At 47.0% G+C, this 20,437-nt stretch carries 10 protein-coding genes; 1 reads left to right on the top strand and 9 read right to left on the bottom strand.

Annotated features, from left to right (window positions below; translation table 11 throughout):
• From JAO78_RS15500 to JAO78_RS15510, 3 genes are all read right to left on the bottom strand, one after another.
• Positions 1-290 (bottom strand): YaiI/YqxD family protein (locus JAO78_RS15500; protein ID WP_226752279.1); only part of this gene is annotated, 290 nt, incomplete at its 3' end.
• An 18-nt stretch (positions 291-308) separates the two neighbouring features.
• Positions 309-2,039, bottom strand: coding sequence for a bifunctional isocitrate dehydrogenase kinase/phosphatase (gene aceK / locus JAO78_RS15505; protein WP_226752280.1), 1,731 nt, complete (start codon positions 2,037-2,039; stop codon positions 309-311).
• A gap of 108 nt (positions 2,040-2,147) precedes the next feature.
• Positions 2,148-3,584, bottom strand: a complete 1,437-nt coding sequence (locus JAO78_RS15510; protein ID WP_226752281.1) for a YfcC family protein — start codon at positions 3,582-3,584, stop codon at positions 2,148-2,150.
• A 246-nt stretch (positions 3,585-3,830) separates the two neighbouring features.
• Between JAO78_RS15510 and JAO78_RS15515 the strand changes: the two genes are divergently transcribed.
• Positions 3,831-5,858 carry a fused MFS/spermidine synthase gene (locus JAO78_RS15515; protein WP_226752282.1) on the top strand — a complete coding sequence of 676 codons (2,028 nt, stop codon included), beginning with the start codon at positions 3,831-3,833 and terminating at the stop codon, positions 5,856-5,858.
• 116 nt (positions 5,859-5,974) lie between these two features.
• Here JAO78_RS15515 and JAO78_RS15520 read toward each other — a convergent pair whose 3' ends face one another.
• The 6 genes from JAO78_RS15520 to gltB all read right to left on the bottom strand — a co-directional run bounded on the left by JAO78_RS15520 (position 5,975) and on the right by gltB (position 19,961).
• The gene (locus JAO78_RS15520) at positions 5,975-7,807 is read right to left on the bottom strand and encodes a cyanophycinase (RefSeq protein ID WP_226752283.1); all 1,833 of its coding nucleotides are present in this window, start codon (positions 7,805-7,807) and stop codon (positions 5,975-5,977) included.
• Positions 7,808-9,013, bottom strand: coding sequence for a beta-aspartyl-peptidase (iadA, locus tag JAO78_RS15525; protein ID WP_226752284.1), 1,206 nt, complete (start codon positions 9,011-9,013; stop codon positions 7,808-7,810).
• A 10-nt stretch (positions 9,014-9,023) separates the two neighbouring features.
• Positions 9,024-10,508 (bottom strand): putative basic amino acid antiporter YfcC, encoded by a 1,485-nt coding sequence (yfcC, locus tag JAO78_RS15530; RefSeq protein WP_226752285.1) that lies wholly within the window; start codon positions 10,506-10,508, stop codon positions 9,024-9,026.
• Between the two features lie 50 nt (positions 10,509-10,558).
• Positions 10,559-13,531, bottom strand: coding sequence for a TonB-dependent receptor domain-containing protein (locus JAO78_RS15535; RefSeq protein ID WP_226752286.1), 2,973 nt, complete (start codon positions 13,529-13,531; stop codon positions 10,559-10,561).
• Positions 13,532-14,074: 543 nt separating this feature from the next.
• The gene (locus JAO78_RS15540; protein ID WP_226752287.1) at positions 14,075-15,487 is read right to left on the bottom strand and encodes an FAD-dependent oxidoreductase; all 1,413 of its coding nucleotides are present in this window, start codon (positions 15,485-15,487) and stop codon (positions 14,075-14,077) included.
• 10 nt (positions 15,488-15,497) lie between these two features.
• Positions 15,498-19,961, bottom strand: coding sequence for a glutamate synthase large subunit (gltB, locus tag JAO78_RS15545; protein WP_226752288.1), 4,464 nt, complete (start codon positions 19,959-19,961; stop codon positions 15,498-15,500).
• Positions 19,962-20,437: the final 476 nt, after the last annotated feature.

Below are 20,437 nucleotides of genomic sequence, written 5' to 3' on the forward strand. Positions count from 1 at the left end.
TCACCCCGAGGGTTGAGTGCCAAGCCGCCTTTGGCGATAACCTCGGCAGCAAGCGGAATATCCGCCGTGATCACCAGATCGTCCACTTGGCAACGCCGCACTATTTCATTATCGGCTTCATCAAAACCTTTACTGACGGTCAGGCTACTAATATAGGCCGAGGGTGGCGTCCGTAGCGGTTGATTGGCCACCAGAATGAGCGGGCATTGTTTACGTTCGGCAGCGCGATATAAAATTTCTTTAATCACAGTAGGGCAAGCGTCAGCATCAACCCAAATGGTAAAAGACATAAGTGTTCTCAGCTTAATTTAACGGGAATAACGTTGGCTAAAGCGCATCGCCTGCGGGTAAGGAAAAATATCCTCCACAATGCCTTGGCGAATATGATACTGCTTTTTTCGCCAATAGGCGGCATCCAATAATTCAGGATGCTGACTAAACAGTAACTCACGGATCTGAGCTTGCGGTGTCACAAAGGTGGCAATTTGTTCTGGAAAAACATCGCCGGGCTCGGCCCAGCAATTCGCTTCTGCGTTTATTGCATCTTCAAAACTATCGGTTTTGGGCAAAGAGCGAAAATTCACATCTAACAAATACTGCACTTCGTCATAATCATAAAATACCACGCGGTTATGTCGCGTAACGCCAAAGTTTTTCAAGAGCATATCGCCAGGAAAGATATTGGCGGCGATCATTTCTTTAAGCGCGAGGCCGTAGTCATCCATAATTAAGGCTTTTTGCTGATCAGTGGCCTGCTCTAAATACAAGTTCAATGGCACCATGCGTCGTTCGATATACAGGTGCTTAATCACGACTAAGTCATCTTCGATCTGCAAGGAACCGGCAATACTGTGTTGTAACTCGGCTAATAAATCGGCATCAAAGCGGTTTCTGGGTAAGGCAACATCGGAATACTCTAAGGTATCCGCCATCCGGCCGACGCGGTCGTGTCCTTTTACTAACTGATAGCGGGCTTTGACGGTCGCACGGTCAAACGGCTTACTTTCAGCAAATTTATCGCGGATCACTTTAAAAACATAAGGAAAAGACGGCAGCGTAAATACCATCATCACCATACCCCGGGTACCTGGCGCGGCGACAAACTGATCTTTACTGCGACTGAGGTGTGACAAGAGCTCTCGGTAAAACTCGGTTTTGCCTTGTTTATGTAAGCCAATCGCGGCATAGAGTTCAGCTAGGGTTTTATGCGGCAGCAGTTCACGTAGAAAATGCACCAGCGCTGAGGGCACGGGGCACTCCACCATAAAATACGCGCGTGAGAAGCCAAAGATGATACTCATTTGTTGAGGATCGGTCAGAAGAGTATCAAGGTACAGGCCGCGCTTAGTGTCATGTAATAGCGGAATAATAAAAGGTTGTTGTCCTTCTGGGCTGACCACTCGGCCAACAATATAGGCCGCTTTATTACGAAAAAACGGTGTGCGTAAAATATCTAAACGAATTAAATGCACCGGATAAGCACCATGACTCGACTGAGCAATAAAGCTGCGCAGGATACAGCGTATATCATGCTCTAAATCGATAAAGGGCGTTTTAAAACCAAAGGCTCCAATAATATTACGAACAGACTGCTTCAAGCCGGCTTGTGCCGGAAAATAGCTTTCATATACGGATGAAATAGGGGCAGGTAGATGCTGTTTGTCTAAGGTTGATTCGACAAAGATATTTTGATTATGAAAGTATTTGCGGGCAAATAAGCGACAAAACACCGAATTATAGAAGGTTTCAGCCAATTCGGCTTGCGGGTGAAATAACAGGTATTCTAAATAATGCTGCTTCACTTGCTGCCATAGCGGTTCGTTTAAGCATTCGGCAGGTAACTGGGCTTGCAGGTTAGCGATGGTTTCATTTACCCGTATATCGTAAAACTGGATGCGCTCAGAACTATCTTGCTGATATGCTTGCCAATCGGCTTGTTCAAAACGTTGCCAGGCTCTGCCGGTGACTTGCTGAAATAAACGAAAGTGTTTGCGAAAGCCTTTTAAGATAATCTCGGCAATTTGCCGGGCTTGCTTCATAGCGGAAACCTAAAAATATAGAATAACGTTACTGTATGACAAAGCCTGCATGGCGGCAAGTTAACGTCACGGATGCAAAGTGATACGCTAACTTGCCTGCGTTGCTGCTTAAGCCGCGTTCTCTAACACGGTGGTCTGTTGCGTGCTTAGTTCAGGCTGCACATCATCACCGTAATCAAACATCACGGCTAAAACCAAAACAACGGATGATGCCAACATTAACTTGAAGATCAGCGGCAAGCAGAAGCGGAACCAATGGCCATAAGGAATACCGGCAATACCAATAATGCCCATTAAAATCGCATTGGTGGGAATAATCATATTAGAAAAGCCATCACCAAATTGGTAAGCCAACACCGCCACTTGCCGTGGTATTTCTAACAGATCGGCCAGCGGCACCATCAGCGGCATGGTGACATAAGCTTGACCACTACCAGAAGGGATAAAAAAGTTTAACAGCGTTTGAATGACCAGCATGCCGATGGCGGCAATTTCAGCCCCAACATACGACAGTGGCATCGACATGCCATGCACCAGTGAATGCAGTACCTGACCATCTTCTAAAATCAATGAAATACCGCGAGCAACGCCAATTAAGATGGCAGTAGTGGTCAGATCCATGGTGCCTTCAATAAATTTCTTGGCCGCCGTGTCGGCGGAAATATTGCTAACTAATGTGGTAAATAGCCCCCAAGCAATAAACGCAGCGCCCAGTTCATATAAATACCAGTCGTTAACCCGAATATTGTAGGCCACGATACCAATCGTCAGCACAAAACTGCCCAGTACCATGCGGTGTGCCAAGGTTAGCGCTGGATAATTGACTGCGGCCTTGTCACCTAGCGGGCAGGGCAAATCTTTGACCATCGACTGGTTGGGATCGGCGAGCACTTTTTTAGAGTAAGACCAGACATGGTGAAAGCCAATTAACACAAAGGGAAGGAAAATCGCTGCGCGCAGCGGCCAACCGGATAAAATAGGAATATCGGCAATTTGCTGGGCGATTACTAAGGTAAAGGGGTTAACGGCTGAAATGCCATAGCCAATACCATAACCGGCAACGGTCATACCCACTGCGGTCATTGCATCGAGTCGCATCGCTTTACACAGCGCCACTAAAATCAACACAAACGGTATATATTCACCCGCCGTGCCAATAAAGCTCGAGGCCATGGCAAAGCAAAATACCACCATAAAAATCAGCAGTTGAGGTTGAGTACCAAAGCGATCTAACAAACGGCCGATCAGCGCGTCGACCGTTCCGGTAGCGCGGGCAATGGATAACACACCGCCTAAAATCATCACAAAAAAGATCACATCTTGCGCTGAAGCAAAAGCACGTGGGATGGCGGTTAATAATTGCCAAGGTGATAAATAGCTACGCTCGTCCACCAAGGTAAAAGTGCCTGCTTGCACGACAGACCGGCCATTGGCCAGTGTCTCGGTTTGAAAGAAGCCTTGCGGCACAATCCAGGTGGCGATTAGCGCAAGCACCATCATGCTAAAGAGTAGCGTGAGGGTGTGCGGTACTTTAAAATTTCCCATAATAAGACCTTTGTTGTGCGCTTGGCGCATCTTAGTGATAATTTTTGTTTAGTGTTTAGTGTTTAGTGTTTAGTGCTGTAAGGCAACACCCAGTTGAGCCGCGGGGCCTTACTACAAAAGAGCAAGTCTACCCGATGTGGTATTAGTCGACAAATTTAGTGACTTTGTACCTTTGCAAAGGAGTAGTACTTGCTGCGATGGCTTGCTTTGTATAGGCTTGGCTTTTTTTTTCGCAAGGGGCTCGTTTTGGCACTGTTTCCGCTGACCATTTTATTAAGTGCAACCCTGTTATTTTTAGTGCAGCCGATGTTGGCGCGTTGGTTATTGCCTCAGTTTGGCGGTGGCGCTCAGGTGTGGGCCGCTTGCCTGTTACTTTTCCAAACACTGTTATTAGCCGGCTATGCTTACGCTCATCTACTGACGCGCTTTGCTAATTTAAAACAACAGCGGGGCTTGCATGCTCTGTTAGTGCTCGTGGCGCTGGGTAGTTTACTGGGTTTAACTCACCCCAGTGGCAGTGCTGCCACCGCCTATCCGCTGCTGAATATTTTATGGCTCTTAACCTGTACAGTGGGGTTACCTTATTTCGTGTTAGCAGCAACCGGGCCATTATTACAATACTGGTTCGCCAGTGTCTTTCCGCTGAAATCACCCTATCGGTTATATGCTTTATCGAATTTAGGCTCTTTTGCTGGCCTGTTGCTTTATCCGTTCTTAGTCGAACCTTATTTAGCTTTAGATTTGCAGCGGCAAAGCTGGGCAATGGGGTTTGTGCTGTTTAGCCTAAGTATGAGTTTGCTGCTGTGGCGAAGCCTGCAAGGCCGTAAAGCTGGCGCGGTCGCACCTTTACAGTTACGTGGTCAGCCTTATCGCTACTGGTTAGCATTAGCGGCTGCGGGTGTGGTTTTACTTTTAGCGGTAACCCAGCAAATTACCCAAAATATCCCACCAGTACCGTTTTTATGGGTGATCCCGCTGGCATTGTATTTATTAAGCTTCACCTTAGTCTTTAACCGTGATAGCTGGTATCAGCGCTCGGTTTGGCTATATTTGTTTGCTATTTGCTTGTTAATGGCGTTGCTGTTGTACTTTTTAGGCCGCCAGTTTGATTTGTATTCGCAATTATTACTTTATTTGCTGTTGTTATTTAGCGGCTGCATGCTTTGCCATGGTGAGCTGGCGCGCAGCAAACCGGCACACGGTGCTTTAACGGCTTTTTATTTAGTGCTGGCGGCCGGTGGTATGCTCGGTGGCGTACTGGTCAATTTACTGGCGCCTGTTATCTTCACAAAGTATTGGGAGTTCCCGTTGGTGTTACTGGCCATTTTATGGCTGGTCACGTTAGTTAACTGGCGACAACAAGCGCGTTGGCAAACCGCGCTAGCGTTATGTTCAGGTGTGTTGTTTATGGGCGTGTTTTGGTCGGCGGAATCGTGGCTTGGGCAGCATGATGTCAGTAAAAGTCGAAACTTTTATGGCAGCTTAACCGTGCGCGATGCCAATGTTGCCGGACAGTGGCAACGTCAGCTCATTGATGGCACCACCAGTCATGGAGCTCAGTATTTAGCGGTTGAACAAGCACAGCAGCCACTAAGTTATTATCGGGCAGGCACCGGCGTGGCCTTAGCGCTGCAGCATTTTTTACCGGCCGATCCCAGCCGCACCGCGGCGCAGTTGCAAGGGCGCAAAGTCGGTTTGGTCGGTCTGGGTGCGGGGGCTTTAGCCGCTTATGGCCAAGCGGGTGATGATTACCAGTTTTACGAAATCAATCCTGCAGTAATTAGTGCAGCGCAGCAGCATTTTAGTTATTTAGCGAACAGTGCTGCCAAGCCGCAGGTGATATTAGGTGATGCCCGTCAGGTGCTAGCAGAGCAATGGCAAAACAGCGGCAGTCAGCAGTTTGACCTATTGGTGTTAGATGCCTTTAGCAGTGATGCTATTCCGGTGCATTTGCTTACTGCAGAGGCGATGGCATTGTATTGGCAGCACTTAATGCCAGATGGCGTGTTGTTAGTGCATATCTCGAATAACTATTTAGATCTAAGCAGTGTGCTGCGTAATCATGCAGCCCAGCTTGGTTTACAAGCGCTATTTTTACCCACTGCGGCTGATGCACAAAACCCAGCGGCGACAGAGTGGGTGCTCTTAAGTCGCAATCAGCGGTTTTTAGCGCAAGCCATTATTCAGCAGCATGCTAAAAATTGGCCACGACCGTTACGACCTGCGGTGTATTGGACTGATCAGCGCAGTAATTTATTTTCAGTCCTCAAATAAAACCACTTGCTGATCTTTGGTGTTAACGTCAAGTCATTCTTGTCGAAACAACTAAAAAAAGCCGCAGCAATATAACTGCGGCTTAGCAATTTACTTAATCTGGTAGCGGAGGTTTATTACTGCTCCGTAATAATGCGCAATCTTTGTTTTGCACTTAGTTTGCTGTCAGCAGACTGATAGCAGCTATCTACTTTGCTTAATCTGATTAAATATGGGGGTTCACTTACCGTTGCTGCATTAAAGTTACTGAGGCAAAGTGAGTGGCTTAAGCTACGGTAATAGTCTCGGCTAAACAGCGGGCTTTTGCTTTGTAAAGGTTCGGCACTATTAACTAACTTAGTTTTATCCTCAGTCGGTATCAACGTTATATTACCTTGTTGCCAAATAACGGTATCGCCCGCACTCATACTGTACGTGTTAGCCAACAGTTGCGCTGGTGAAGATTCAGGTAGTAATTCACTGATATAAACCTCGGCAGCGCCACTGGCTTTTAGTTGCACTATACCCTCTGCCTGCATGCTGAGATCGACTAATAAGGCAGTTGCCTCATCTATACCAAATGCTAGCTTAGTTTGCGAGGCTTGCTGCAATACCAACAAGCGAGCCTGACGGCCGCGTTCGGCAAAGTGGGTATCTAAAATGCCTAGCGGAAACAAGCCTAACCCGCCTGTTGCTGTATAAGTTAGCTGGCGCTCACTCATATCATCAGGGCAACGCTGTTCTTTGCGGCAACCTGGCCAGGGAGCTATAGCGGCTTTCGCGCCGTATTGCAGTGCGTGGTAACTGTCGCCGTTGCTAATCATCGGTACAGCGTGGCTTGGCGTATTAATGGTGAAGAATTGGCTGCCACTCATGACGGCGGTACCGGCACTGGTACCACCAACTAACAAGCGTTTTTGTTTAACGGCTTCGAGTATGGCTAATAGCTCTGCGCTAGCACTACCATCATTATGCCGAAGTGCTTGGTAAGTGAGGCTCTGATCGCCACCATTAAAGAAAATTCCATCTGCGTCAGCAATCATGGCGACAATAGCACTGCTACCTTGTTTGCATAGTTGCTGTTTAAGGTTAAAGAGATCAGCATAGATCTGCTCTCTACGATAGCTACCATGAATATTTGCCAAATATTGTGGCAAGGCCACACAGTTTTTATCGGTAATAGCATGTTGCAGTGCGGCGGTTAAAGGTAACCACTGTGCAGCTGCACCCGCTTGGCGAAAGGCATCTAGGTAGAAATCTACTGCAGCAAAAGGATCACGTGATGAAGCAGTAACAACTAATACTTTAGCTTGTTGACGCCCTTTAGCCTGAGCTTTTTTGGTTGCCAGTTGTACAAACTGACGATACAACTCAGCCGATTCGAAATCTGTTGTTTCAGCTAAATCGACTTGCTCGGTTAAACGGTATTTACCATCTGCACTTAGGGTTGGCACTTCCAAGAAATCCAACACAGCATTTAGCTCTCGGTCCGATAATTGCTGCCAGAGTTCTTCACCGCTAGAGGGTAAAACCTCGGTTGCTTGAAAACTGCGCCATTGTTCAATAAGTTGCGATTCGGTGAGCAGTTTACCTTGAACTTCGGTTAGGTTATTAAACAGGGTTACCAGCTGTTGTTGCAGCGACGCACGCTCTGCAGTGAACAGCTCTGCGCCGGAGAATAGCTGCACTGTCGTTGGATGTATTAAGTAGGCATTACTGGTTTTAGCCAGTTTGCTAAATTGAGTTTGGTCACTACAGCTTTTTTTTGACATAGAACTGCAGGTTGCCAAGCCACCACCCACCAGCATCAAATCATAGTCGGCGTCAGGCAATAATATAGTCTGCTGTGCTGAAAGTGGCGTTGTACTTGCGGGTAAATCTTGCTCCTGACCAATGGCCACTGCACAGAGTAACATTGGCAGGTATAGCAGGCTGTGGGTTATAAATAATGATATGCAAGAAAAACGCATTTAACCTCCTGTTGTGCACTGCTGCGGTTTTTCAAAAGTACCATATACTACAGGTTTGCCTGCGCTTACTAAGCGGCGGCCTTTAGCGATAACAGTATCGATACTTAAACTTTGAGAATTCAGTAGCAGCATATCAGCATCTTTGCCAACTGCAAGCTGGCCTTTTTGCTTTAAACCCAGAATTTGAGCAGGAGCGGCGGTGACACTGGTTAAGGCATCACTTAAATTAACGTCAAGCTTAAGCACTGCCGTTTGCAACGCTCGAAGCAAGCTATTTACTTGCCCAACTTCTAAGCCAAGTAGTTCGCCGTTTTGGCTATATACCGGCAAGCTGGCGTTACCATCGGAACTCATGGTTAATTGCATGGCAGGAATGCCTGCTCGTAATGCTTGGCTGAGGGCTTCTGCCGCTGCAACTTCGCCATGCTTGAGATCATACTCTGTGGTGCTGGTGGTAAAATCTATAACACCGCCTGCGCGGGCAAACTCTAAGCCTGCATTAAACAGGGCTATGTTGCGATTAATATGCGTAGGGTAAAACTGTTTAAGGCTAAGTTCAGTGTCTTTTACAGCCGCGAAGAGCGGTTGTAACAAGCTGTCACCACTGCCTACATGCACACTTACGGTACCGCCTTTTCCAGCCAGCATACCCCCGACTCTGGCAGCTGCAGCAACTTTACGTAGTTCGCTCGTGGTTGGCTGTGATGAGCGATGATCGCTAATGGCTATTTCGCCAACACCAATAATTTTATCAATTAAAATTAAGTCATCGGTAATATTGCCTGTCACCGTTCTGCAAGGTATTTCATAAGAGCCAGTGTGGCAATAAGTACTGATGCCCTCAGTTTCCAGCGCGTGGGCTTTGGCTAATAAATTGGTTAGGGTGCGGGTTGTGGCGTCCGTGCCCAGTACGCCAATTGCCGTGGTTACACCTGCGAGCGTAGCATCGGTTAGTTGCATTTCCGGGGTGCGGGTGGCAAAGCCGCCTTCGCCACCGCCGCCAATATAGTGCACGAGTGAATCAACAAAACCAGGTGCTAAGATTTTACCGCTACCATCAATAACGGTAATGGGCAGGGTGCTGTTGTTTACTGCTAAGTTGTCACTTATTGCCGCAATGCTGTTACCGGCAATAAGTACGTCTTTAATACCTAGCGCAGCAGGGGCGAAGACACGGGCACCTTTAATGAGAATAATATGTTCCAAGAGAACCTCGTTATTGATAATTTATGGCTACAGCCAGCAACATAAACAGGCTAGCCAACGCAAATAAGCAGAGTTGTAATTTCCAAGCAAACTTCAACCAAATTGTCCAATCTACCCGCACTACACCCAGGCAGCCAATTAAGGCGGCGGAAGTTGGAATGATGCAGTTGGTTAAGCCATCGCCTAATTGAAATGCCAACACGGCAATTTGCCGGGACAAGCCGAGCATATCGGCTAAAGGTGCAATTAGCGGCATAGTCAGTGCAGCCTGACCTGAGCCTGAAGCAACAAAGAAATTAAACACCGACTGCATCACTAGCATTAGCCAGGCAGAAAGCCAGGCGGGCAAATCGCCCAGTGCCTGACCTGAGTAAAACAGTAAGGTATTGAGCACCGAAGGTGATTCTGGATCATCGCCTCCTAAAATCAATACTATGCCTTTAGCCATGCCGACAATCAATGCGGCAGGCAACAACTCAGCAGCACCTTGCTTAAAGCCGTCTGCAGCATCGTTTACCCTGAAGCGTTTACCCAATACGGCAATGGTTCCGATAACAATACCAATGGTGAAAAACTGGCTAGCAATTTCTGGAATATAGTATTCGCGGCTGGTGACGCCCCAGATGATCCACGCGAGCCCCAAAAAGAACACCGTTAAGATCAGGCTATCCAAGCTACTATACTCGTTAGTCACCGTGGCGTCTTGTTGTTGACGCAACCGCTGATCGGTTTCATAGCTAAGGGAGCGAGTTGGATCTGACTTTACTTTAGCGCCATAGCGCATGGTGTAGATAATACCAAAAAGAGTAAAAATTCCCCACATCCAATATCTTAGGTTGGCACCGGAGAGAAGAGGAATTTCTGCAATACCTTGCGCTATAGCCACATTAAAGGGGTTCATCCAAGAAGTGGCAAAGCCAATTTGCGTGGCAACGTAAGTTACTAGTACTGTGGTGATGGCATCGTAACCCAGTGCCAGCATCAGCGGCAGTAGGATAATACAAAAGGCGATAGCTTCTTCGCCCATCCCAAAAACAGCACCACCGAGTGAAAATAAGCCAAACATGAGGGGGATAAACAAAAATTCCGTACCTTTGGTTTTTTCAATAAGCGCCAGAATGCCGTTATGGATAGCACCGGTTTTCATAATGATGCCGAAGGCACCGCCGGTGAGCAGGATAAAGGCAATTACGCCTACCGCCGAGCCCCACTTCGAACCTGATACCATGCCTTCAAAGGCATAATTGAAAAAGCCCACACCGCCGCCTTCAGCAAATAGCGGTACACCCCTATGGTTATCATTGGCAAAGTGAAAGCTGTCAGGATCCAGCTTGCCTTTGGTTTTTACCGCGCCCGTTGTTTCAGCTGCCACTTCCGTTAGGCTAAAGCTGCCAGCAGGTACCAGGTGCGAGGCAATAGCAGCCAGTATCATCACAAAAAACAGGATGATAAAGGCATCTGGCATGCTCGCCGGTTGTTTCGTTGAGTTAGTCATAACGTTAACCTGTGCAGTTGGCTGCCGGTGTTAGCCGGCAGCCAGCATTCTTAGAAGAAGTAACTAAAGGATAAGCGATAATTTCTTCCCAGGGCATTGTGATTAATCGTATCGACCCCACGGCTTGCACCATAAACCTTTGGTGGATCGCGGTCTAACAAATTATCAACACTGAAGGTGACCGTGGCGTTTTCAAAATCGTAACCCAGATAACCACGTAAGGTTGTCCATGACGACACATCACGCTCACCATTTTCATCTAAGGCACCAAGCTCTGCCATTTCGTCCAGATTACGCAAACGTAAGCGGCTAATGTCATCAGCATATGAAGCTGTGTAATTGGCGCTTAAGCCTGAGCTAAAGTTATCGGCACGCCAAGATACACGAAAATTAGCAATATTACGTGGATAGCGGTAAGTGCCTACCAGAGACTCGATTTCATCGGAGCCTGCTTTATTACGTTCAAAAGACAGATAGTGCGTCCAATCTAAATCTAAACCAAGTTTGCCGGTATTAAATTCAAAGGTGTGGCTTAAGCGGGTATCAATACCTTTAACCTGCTGGCGACCTACGTTATCCAGTAAAATGACATGGTCACGTTGTAACGGTAGGCTGGTAACACGGGCAGGGGTGCTGTTTACCCAGTTGCTTAGGATCTCTTGCATATTAGCGTTGGCATTCGTCAGATTGCGGCCCTGGCCATCGAGAACCTGGCAAATATTAAAACGATCACGGCCTACAGCTAAGTTAGGATTTAACGAAATACCGGTTTGACCATCAGGGACTAAACCACAGTGACGTTGCGTAACGTCATTAATACTGCGAGACATTGCGGCAGTTAAATCGGTGTCAACCAGCTTTTTATGATCAAACTGCCAATAGTCGACGGTAAGAGTAGTGTTACGTGTTGGGCTATAACCAAAACCAAGGCTTAACGATTCAGAGGTTTCCGCCTCTAGATCAGGATTGCCTAACTCTAACACGTTGACTGTACCTGTACCGCCTAGGCCACCACAGTAGAATTGGTTTACCAGCTCATTGGCTGAACAATCATATCGGGCGGTAGTGGTACGCAGTTTTACCCCTGCTTGAGTTAACGATGGCGCTCGGAAAGAGCTTGCCCAGGACGCGCGCATTACCAGTTCATCGGTTGGGCGGTAGGTAAAGCCAATTTTCGGATTAAAAGTACCGCCAAAATCGTTGTAGTGATCGTAACGCCCGGCAGCTAGCATTTCTACTTGCTCATTTAACGGCAGATAAATTTCACCAAATATTGCTGCCTGGTTACGGCTGGCTTTAGATAAACTGGAACCAAAACCAAAGACATCAACCAGATAGTCATTTTCGAAACGCGCTTGTGCATTTAAAGAAGGCTCATCGGTAATTTTTTCGCGGCGTAGTTCAGCACCAAAGGCAGCACGTACTAATTGATCATTAAACTCAAACAGATCGCCGCTAACACGTGCATCCCAACCGTATAACGTACTTAAGCCATCACGGGTTGGCACTTCTTGCGCCAGCGCCAATCGTGCTTCATTGGCGGCATCATTTTGCAAAAATGGATTATAGCTACCGGCCAGGTTAGCACCGCTATTGCAGCTTAAGCTGTTGCCATCCCTACTGGCAATACTGCCATCAGAGCAAAGCTCACCAGCAATAGCCGCATGGTATTTGTAGCGATTATAAATACCGGCTAACGCTTCTTGTGTTGATTTAGAGCGCGAAAGGAGTATCGCACTTTCCCAATCCCAGTCACGATAAGTACCCGATAAACCAGAAACTAAACGCAGCGCCTCAGTTGTATTTTCCACCGTTCTTGGAGTATTAAAACGGGCATCAAACTGAAAACCGAATAAACGGCGACCGGTGGGTGAGAAAAATGGGTCCAGATAGATTTCATCGTCGCCAAAATAGATAAAGTTATTGTCGCGTGTGGTGCCAGGAAAAATATCCAGGGCATTTTCTGGCACCCAGGCGCCTTCTGCATCATTTAACTGATTGATGGGAGCTGGGCTAGAAACGGCGCTGGATTTAGTGCGGGTGTAGAATAAATCTGTCTGCCAGTTTAGATTTTGGGAGAGCGCTTTGTTAAACATTAAGCCAACAGCAGCACTTTCAATTGGGCTTCGCAAAACATCGTCTTCATTGGGATAGTAAGAACAAATTTGCTCACCAAATTCGGTAGTCACCAATGGCGTGGCGCAGTCTGGGGTCGCAATTTCATTGCCACTTGCCGTTGAGAAATAATAGATATTTGGGGTACCTTTGGGCAGATAAGAATAGTTACTTTTTAATAGGGGATCGCGGCTAAAACTGCGGTCAGTAGCACGGAATGTATTGCGATCATAAAAATCAGCAAATAGCGTTAGATTTCCACCTGCTAATTGTTGGCCCCAAATAAGATTAAGGTTAGTGGTGCCTTCATCACTGGAAGCTGTGCTATTGCCGTAAGATAAATTGACCTCGGCTTTTTCATAGTCTTTTTTCAGAATATAGTTGATAACACCGGCTACGGCATCGGCACCGTAGATGGCCGAAGCGCCGGTAGCAAGAATTTCTACTCGTTCAATGGCCGCTAACGGAATGCTATTAATATCAACAAAGTTCTGGGTCCCAGCGGCAAAAGATGACGCGGCAACCCGGCGACCGTTAATTAAAGTTAGGGTTGAGGCTGGACCTAAACCACGCAGTGAAGCAGCTGATTGACCTGCTGGCGTTGCGGTAGAGGTTGCACCACTTTCTGATGTGGAGAAGGTACCGCTACCACCTCGTAACTGGCCTAGATCTTTTAGCAACTCGTAAAGTGAGCTAGCGCCCGAATTTTTAATATCTTCGGCTGATAATACTACAAGTGGCTGAGCACCTTCTAAATCTACACCTTTAATGCGTGATCCGGTAACGGCAATTCGCTCTGGTTCTGTTTCGGTAGTGCTGTTTTGTTCAGTAATTTGCTGTGCATGTGTTTGAAAATTTAAAACTAGGGCGGCTGCTACAGCTAGAGAGAGTGTTGTGTAATGTGACATAATTTTATACCCCTGGGATATTCAGCTGCACTGACATCGACAAAAGGTCAACCTGTTAGAGGCATGACACATCAATGCAGCTGATAGCTTCATATTGCTTTTAGAGTTATTTGTTAGGTGTTGCTAACTGGCAACAAGCAGAAAGGCAGGCGACATTACAAGGCAAACGTAAAACGTCTGGCAAAATGTAACCTGTTACATTTCTACTCGTTAAACCACTCCGAGAGGTAGTATGACGAGTAGTGATATGAACCGAGCTGGATGGCTTTTTTTAACATATCGCTACTTAAAATAGGGTTAATAAATTGTACGCTTTTCAAAAAACCAGAAAATAAGTTCAGTTTATTGAATTTATCGTCTATTACACCAATAGAAATACTGCGCTTGCTGAAAACTGTCAAGCAGCAAATTGTTTTTTCTTGAAATTGGTTTTGCCGTTGCCGCTAAAAAAAGGGCATGAGTTAATTAGCTAGTTTAAAGAAAATTCAGCCCGCAAGGCGGGCTAAATTTTGAATTAAAACAGAGTTTTACAATAGTTTTTGATTATACTTCTAAGTAATCCAAAATACCTTCTGCCGCTTTACGACCTTGGGCAATAGCCGTAACGACCAGATCAGAGCCTAATACCATATCACCACCGGCAAACACTTTTTGCTGGTTGGTTTGTAAGGCATAAGGGCTTTGCTCACTGGCGACGACACGGCCTTTGTTATCCAAGGCGATACCCATATCAACTAACCATTTTGGTGGGCTTGGTTGAAAACCAAAAGCGATTACCACCGCATCGGCGGGGAGTATCTGTTCTGAACCTGGCACCGGCTCGGCACTGCGACGCCCTTTGGCATCTGGCTCACCTAATTGTGTGCTGATCACTTTAACACCACACACTTGGCCCGCATCGTTTAACTCAATACCCAAAGGTTGTAAATTAAATAAGAACTCAACACCCTCTTCGCGGGCATTTTGTACTTCTTTGCGTGACCCCGGCATATTGGCTTCATCGCGGCGATAAGCACAACTGACTTTATGCGCGCCTTGGCGGATCGAAGTGCGAACACAGTCCATCGCCGTATCACCGCCCCCTAATACCACGACTGTTTTGTCTTTTAAGCTGACAAATGGATGCTCGGTTTGCCAACCCATAAGGTTATTCACATTACCAATTAAAAATGGCAAGGCTTCATAAACGCCAGCGGCGTCTTCATTCAGTAAGCCACCTTTCATTGGGGTGTAGGTGCCTAAGGCTAAGAAAACCGCATCGTATTCATCCAGTAAGCTGTCGAAGCTAACATCTACGCCGACAGTGGTATTAAGCCTAAACTCGATACCCATTTCGCTGAAAATTTCACGGCGCAGTTGTAATACGCTTTTTTCCAGCTTAAACGGCGGAATACCAAAGGTTAGTAGGCCGCCAATCTCAGGATAACGATCAAATACCACCGGGCTAACACCATTGCGAACTAACACATCTGCACAGGCTAAACCCGCCGGGCCTGCACCAATAACCGCGACTTTCTTATCGGTTTTAACTACCGCCGATAAATCGGGTCGCCAGCCCATCGCAAAGGCTTTATCGGTAATATATTTCTCAATACTGCCGATAGTTACTGCACCAAAACCTTCATCCAAGGTACAAGCGCCTTCACATAAACGGTCTTGTGGGCAAACACGGCCGCACACTTCAGGCAAGCTGTTGGTTTTATGCGCCAATTCTGCCGCTTCAACAATTTTGCCCTCGTTAGCCAGCTTCAACCACTGCGGAATATAGTTATGCACGGGGCACTTCCATTCGCAGTAGGGGTTACCGCAATCTAAGCAGCGGTCAGCCTGACCCTCTGCCTGAGTGGCGGTCAGTGGCTGATAAATTTCAACGAACTCAATTGTTCTTTCTGTTAGTGAGCGTTTTGGCGGATCAATCCGTTTTACGTCAATAAATTGGTATACATTCTGAGCCATAACGTCTCCCTTACATCGCTTGCACACGCAGCTCTGCTGAAGAGCGAGCGCGGTGTCCAAGCAAGGTATTTACATCGCTGGTTTTAGGTTTAACCAGCTTAAACTTCGGTAAATAATGCGTAAAATCATTTAAAATACGCTGCGCTTTGTCACTGCCCGTTTCTTCAACATGTTGATGTAACAAGCTGCGCAAATGTTCTTGCAGGATCGGTGTTTCGACCTCGAGGGCTTCAACCAATTCGGCATTTAAGCGTAACGCTAAATCATCTTGCTCATCTAACAAATAGGCGAAACCACCAGTCATACCTGCGCCAAAGTTCACGCCGGTGCAACCAAGAACCACCACAACACCGCCTGTCATATATTCACAGCAGTTATCGCCTGTCCCTTCGACTACTGCCAGGGCACCCGAATTACGCACCGCGAAACGTTCACCTACCTGACCTGCGGCATATAAACGGCCACCCGTCGCACCGTATAAGCAAGTATTACCGGCAATGGTAAAACCGTTTCTAGCAAAGCTGGCGCCTTTTGCTGGGAAGATGGCAATTTGACCACCGGTCATGCCTTTGCCGACATAATCGTTGGCATCGCCTTGCAAAGATAAATGCAAGCCACCGGCATTCCAAACACCAAAGCTTTGACCCGCAGTACCAACAAACTTAACGCGGATCGGATCGGTTGCCATACCCTGATTACCGTGCTGGCGAGCAATTAAGCCTGACAAGGCGGCGCCGACGGAACGATCGGTATTGCGGATCGGTAAGTTCAATTGACCACCTGTTTTACGGCTGACCATTTGCTGGCACTTTTCAACCAATAACTGGTTTAACGCACCCGGATCGAATGGCGTATTGTTTTGTACACAAAACAGCGGTTTATCGGATTTCACACCACTAGATTCGAGGATCGGTGATAAATCTAAACGGCTTTGTTTCAGTGTTTCGGTCGCTTTATGGTCGAGTAAATCAGTGCGACCAATCAGCTCAGTGAGTTCAGTTACCCCTAACTTCGCCATCAGTTCACGAACTTCTTGGGCTAAGAATGTGAAATAGTTCATCACCATTTCCGGTAAGCCATTAAAGTGATCACGGCGTAGCGTGGCATCTTGAGTGGCCACACCCGTAGCACAGTTGTTTAAGTGACAGATCCGCAGGAATTTACAGCCCAGCGCCACCATTGGCCCAGTACCAAAACCGAAGCTTTCAGCGCCTAAGATGGCCGCTTTAACCACGTCTAAGCCGGTTTTTAGGCCGCCATCAACTTGTAAGCGCACTCGATCCCGTAAACCGTTATCCACTAACGCTTGATGAACTTCTGCTAAACCCAGCTCCCATGGACTACCGGCATATTTTACTGAGGTCAGTGGGCTAGCGCCCGTGCCGCCGTCATAGCCAGAAACAGTAATTAAATCGGCATAGGCTTTCGCCACACCGGTGGCAATAGTACCGATGCCAGGCTCTGATACCAATTTAACCGAGATCAGCGCTTGTGGATTAACTTGTTTTAAATCGAAAATAAGCTGCGCTAAATCTTCAATCGAGTAGATGTCATGGTGCGGAGGGGGCGAAATTAACGTCACGCCCGGAACCGAATAACGTAAACGGGCAATTTCGGCAGTGACTTTTTCGCCCGGCAGCTGACCACCTTCACCCGGCTTAGCACCTTGCGCAACCTTGATTTGAATAACTTCGGCATTGACTAAGTAATGCGGAGTGACACCAAAACGACCGGACGCGACTTGCTTAATTTTCGAGTTCTTTTCTGTACCGAAACGCCGTGGATCTTCACCGCCTTCGCCAGAATTAGAACGACCGCCTAAACGGTTCATGGCAATCGCTAAGGCTTCATGCGCTTCTGGGCTTAAAGCGCCAATTGACATTGCCGCACTATCAAAGCGAGGATATAGGTGTTCTGCAGCGGCAACTTCGGCTAATGGCAGCGGTGTTGCTACCTGTTTTAGTTGAAATAAATCGCGAATATGCGCGATCGGCCGCTGATTAACTAAGGCACTGTACTGTTGATATTCTTTGTAATCGCCACTGCGCACAGCCTTTTGTAGTGTCTGCACCACATCAGGGTTGTAAGCATGGTATTCACCATCGTGTACATATTTTAGTAAGCCACCATGATTCATCGGTTTACGTTTTAACCAAGCGATATTTGCCAGTTGTTGCGCATCTTGCTGGAAGTCGGCAAAACTTGCACCACTGATGCGTGAAGAAATATCAGCAAAGCATTGTTGTACCACTTCGGCATGAATGCCCACGGCTTCAAATAGGTTTGAACAACGGTAGCTTGCTACCGTAGAGATCCCCATTTTCGACATGATTTTATACAAGCCTTTGTTGATCCCTTTACGGTAATTCAACACCGCCTGACGTGCACTTAGCGCCACATTACCTTTCTCAACCAGCTGTTCAACGGTTTCGTAGGCTAAAAACGGGTAAATGGCCGTCGCGCCTAAACCAATTAATACCGCGAAGTGGTGAGAATCACGGGCTGCGGCAGTTTCAATGATGATGTTCGAGTCACAACGTAACTGTGCATTCACCAAAGCTTGTTGCACGGCACCGACCGCCATGGCTGCGGGGATGGGCAATAATTCTTGGCTGATCCGGCGATCGGTTAGAATCACCAAAACCACTTGCTGCTCACGCACCGCGGTAACAATGTCTTGGCACAAATTGGTCACGGCTTGCTGCAAGCTTAGCTTGGCAGGATCAAAATTTAGCGAGAAAATTTGATGGCGATAATATTTATCGTCGGCTTGTTTCAGTTGTTTTAAATCTGAATACATCAGTATCGGAGATTCAAACTGGATGCGCCGTGCATAACCGGCAGTTTCTCTGAACACATTGTGCTCTCGACCAATACTGGTCGCTAATGACATCACATGCGATTCACGTAACGGATCGATAGGTGGGTTAGTCACCTGCGCAAACTGCTGGCGGAAATAATCAAACATGGTGCGTGGCTTGCGCGACAACACGGCCATTGGCGTATCATCACCCATAGAGCCAACGGCTTCTTGACCATCTTTAGCTAACACCGTCATCACTTGGTCGATTTCTTCATAACTGTAGTTAAACAGTTTATGCATCACCAACATTTCATCGTCAGTAAAGGCCCGCTTACCAATTAAGTCTGTTTCATACTGCTCATAAGGCACCAGCCGCTGCACGTTTTCGGTTAACCAACTGCGATAGGGGTGACGTTGCATTAAATCTAAATCGATTTCATCTGAGCGCCAGATCTTGCCATTAATGGTGTCGATTGCCAGCATTTCGCCTGGGCCAACTCGACCTTTTTCCACCACTTCGTCTGGGGTGTAGTCCCAAATACCTACTTCAGAAGCCAAGGTAATTAATTTGTCGCGCGTGATCACAAAGCGAGCAGGGCGCAGGCCATTTCGATCCAGGTTACACGCCACATGCTGGCCATTGGTTAACACGATACCCGCTGGTCCATCCCATGGCTCCATATGCATGGAGTTAAATTCGTAAAAGGCTTTAAGATTATCATCCATCACCTTATTACCCTGCCAAGCAGGCGGCACGAGTAAACGCATCGCACGGAATAAGTCCATACCGCCGGCAAGTAGCAACTCAAGCTGATTGTCTAGCGAGCTTGAGTCTGAGCCTGTTTGGCCGACAAAGGGCGCTGCATCTAATAAGTCAGGTAACAGTGGCGAGGCAAATTTGTATTGCCGAGCACGAGCCCACTGCCGGTTACCCGTGATGGTATTTATTTCGCCATTGTGCGCTAAGAAACGGAAAGGCTGTGCTAACTTCCAGCGCGGCATGGTATTGGTAGAAAAACGTTGGTGGAACACGCAAATGGCGGTTTCCATGCGAATATCGGCTAAGTCGAGATAATACTTTGGCAAGTCTGCCGGCATCATCAAGCCTTTAAACACCGTGACCAGTGAAGAGAAGCTGGGGATATAAAAATCGTCATCTTCAACCAGTTGTTGTTCAACCCGGCGACGAACCATGTAAAGACGGCGTTCTAAATCGTGATCACCCCAGCCATGTGGTGCATTAACGATCACTTGTTCAATTTTTGGCATGGAGCTCAAGGCCAAAGGGCCGAGCACATTGGCATCAACAGGTACGGTGCGCCATGCCACTAAAGTGAGTGTTTCACGGGCAATTTCTTTGTTGATAATGTCTTTAGCAAAGGCCGCTTTAACCGGATCTGCGCTTAAAAAGATCATCCCTACGCCATATTTTTTGGCCAGGTTCCACTGATTTTCTTCTGCTATCGCCCGAAAGAAACTGTCGGGTTTTTGCATTAATAGGCCGCAACCATCGCCGGTTTTACCGTCGGCAGAAATACCGCCGCGATGTTGCATGCGATCCAGACCATTGATAGCTGTTCTCACAATGCGGTGACTGGCGACACCCTCTAGGTGCGCAATCAGCCCAAAGCCACAGTTCTCTCTTGCCTGACTATGCTGATATAACGCCATGACACGCCTCCAAACTTATCCTGAAAAAATAAATATTTACTATTTTTGAATTATTATTCTGATTTTTATTTGTGATGCTACGGTGAAAACCGTGCGGCAGTGTTAAAAGAAGAGCTAGTTGTAGCGTGCTTTTATCTGCGTTTTTAGCCATCTATACTTTCAAAGGCTAACAGGTATACCGATATTTTAGTGAAATTGCAAGCGAGATTTACCCTTTGAATGCGGCATTAATGCTGAGCTTGTGCAGTTTTCACTTAAGGTATGCGCTACCTTGTAAAGCTGTAATCCAAGCTGGTGACTTTTAACCGCTACAACAAAGTAACGTTTACAGATCCAACTGCTTGTTATTAATCACAGTCAAATAATTATGCGTTACTTACTGCTGAGCCCTCGAGCTGAGCGCCACGGCCATAGCATTGGCAAAGCAAGCAATAACCGCTACTCTACGTCCATCTTAAGCTTAGTAAGTTTAGTGG

The sequence above is a fragment of the Alishewanella maricola genome (assembly GCF_016343785.1).
Taxonomy (GTDB): Bacteria; Pseudomonadota; Gammaproteobacteria; order Enterobacterales; family Alteromonadaceae; genus Alishewanella; species Alishewanella maricola.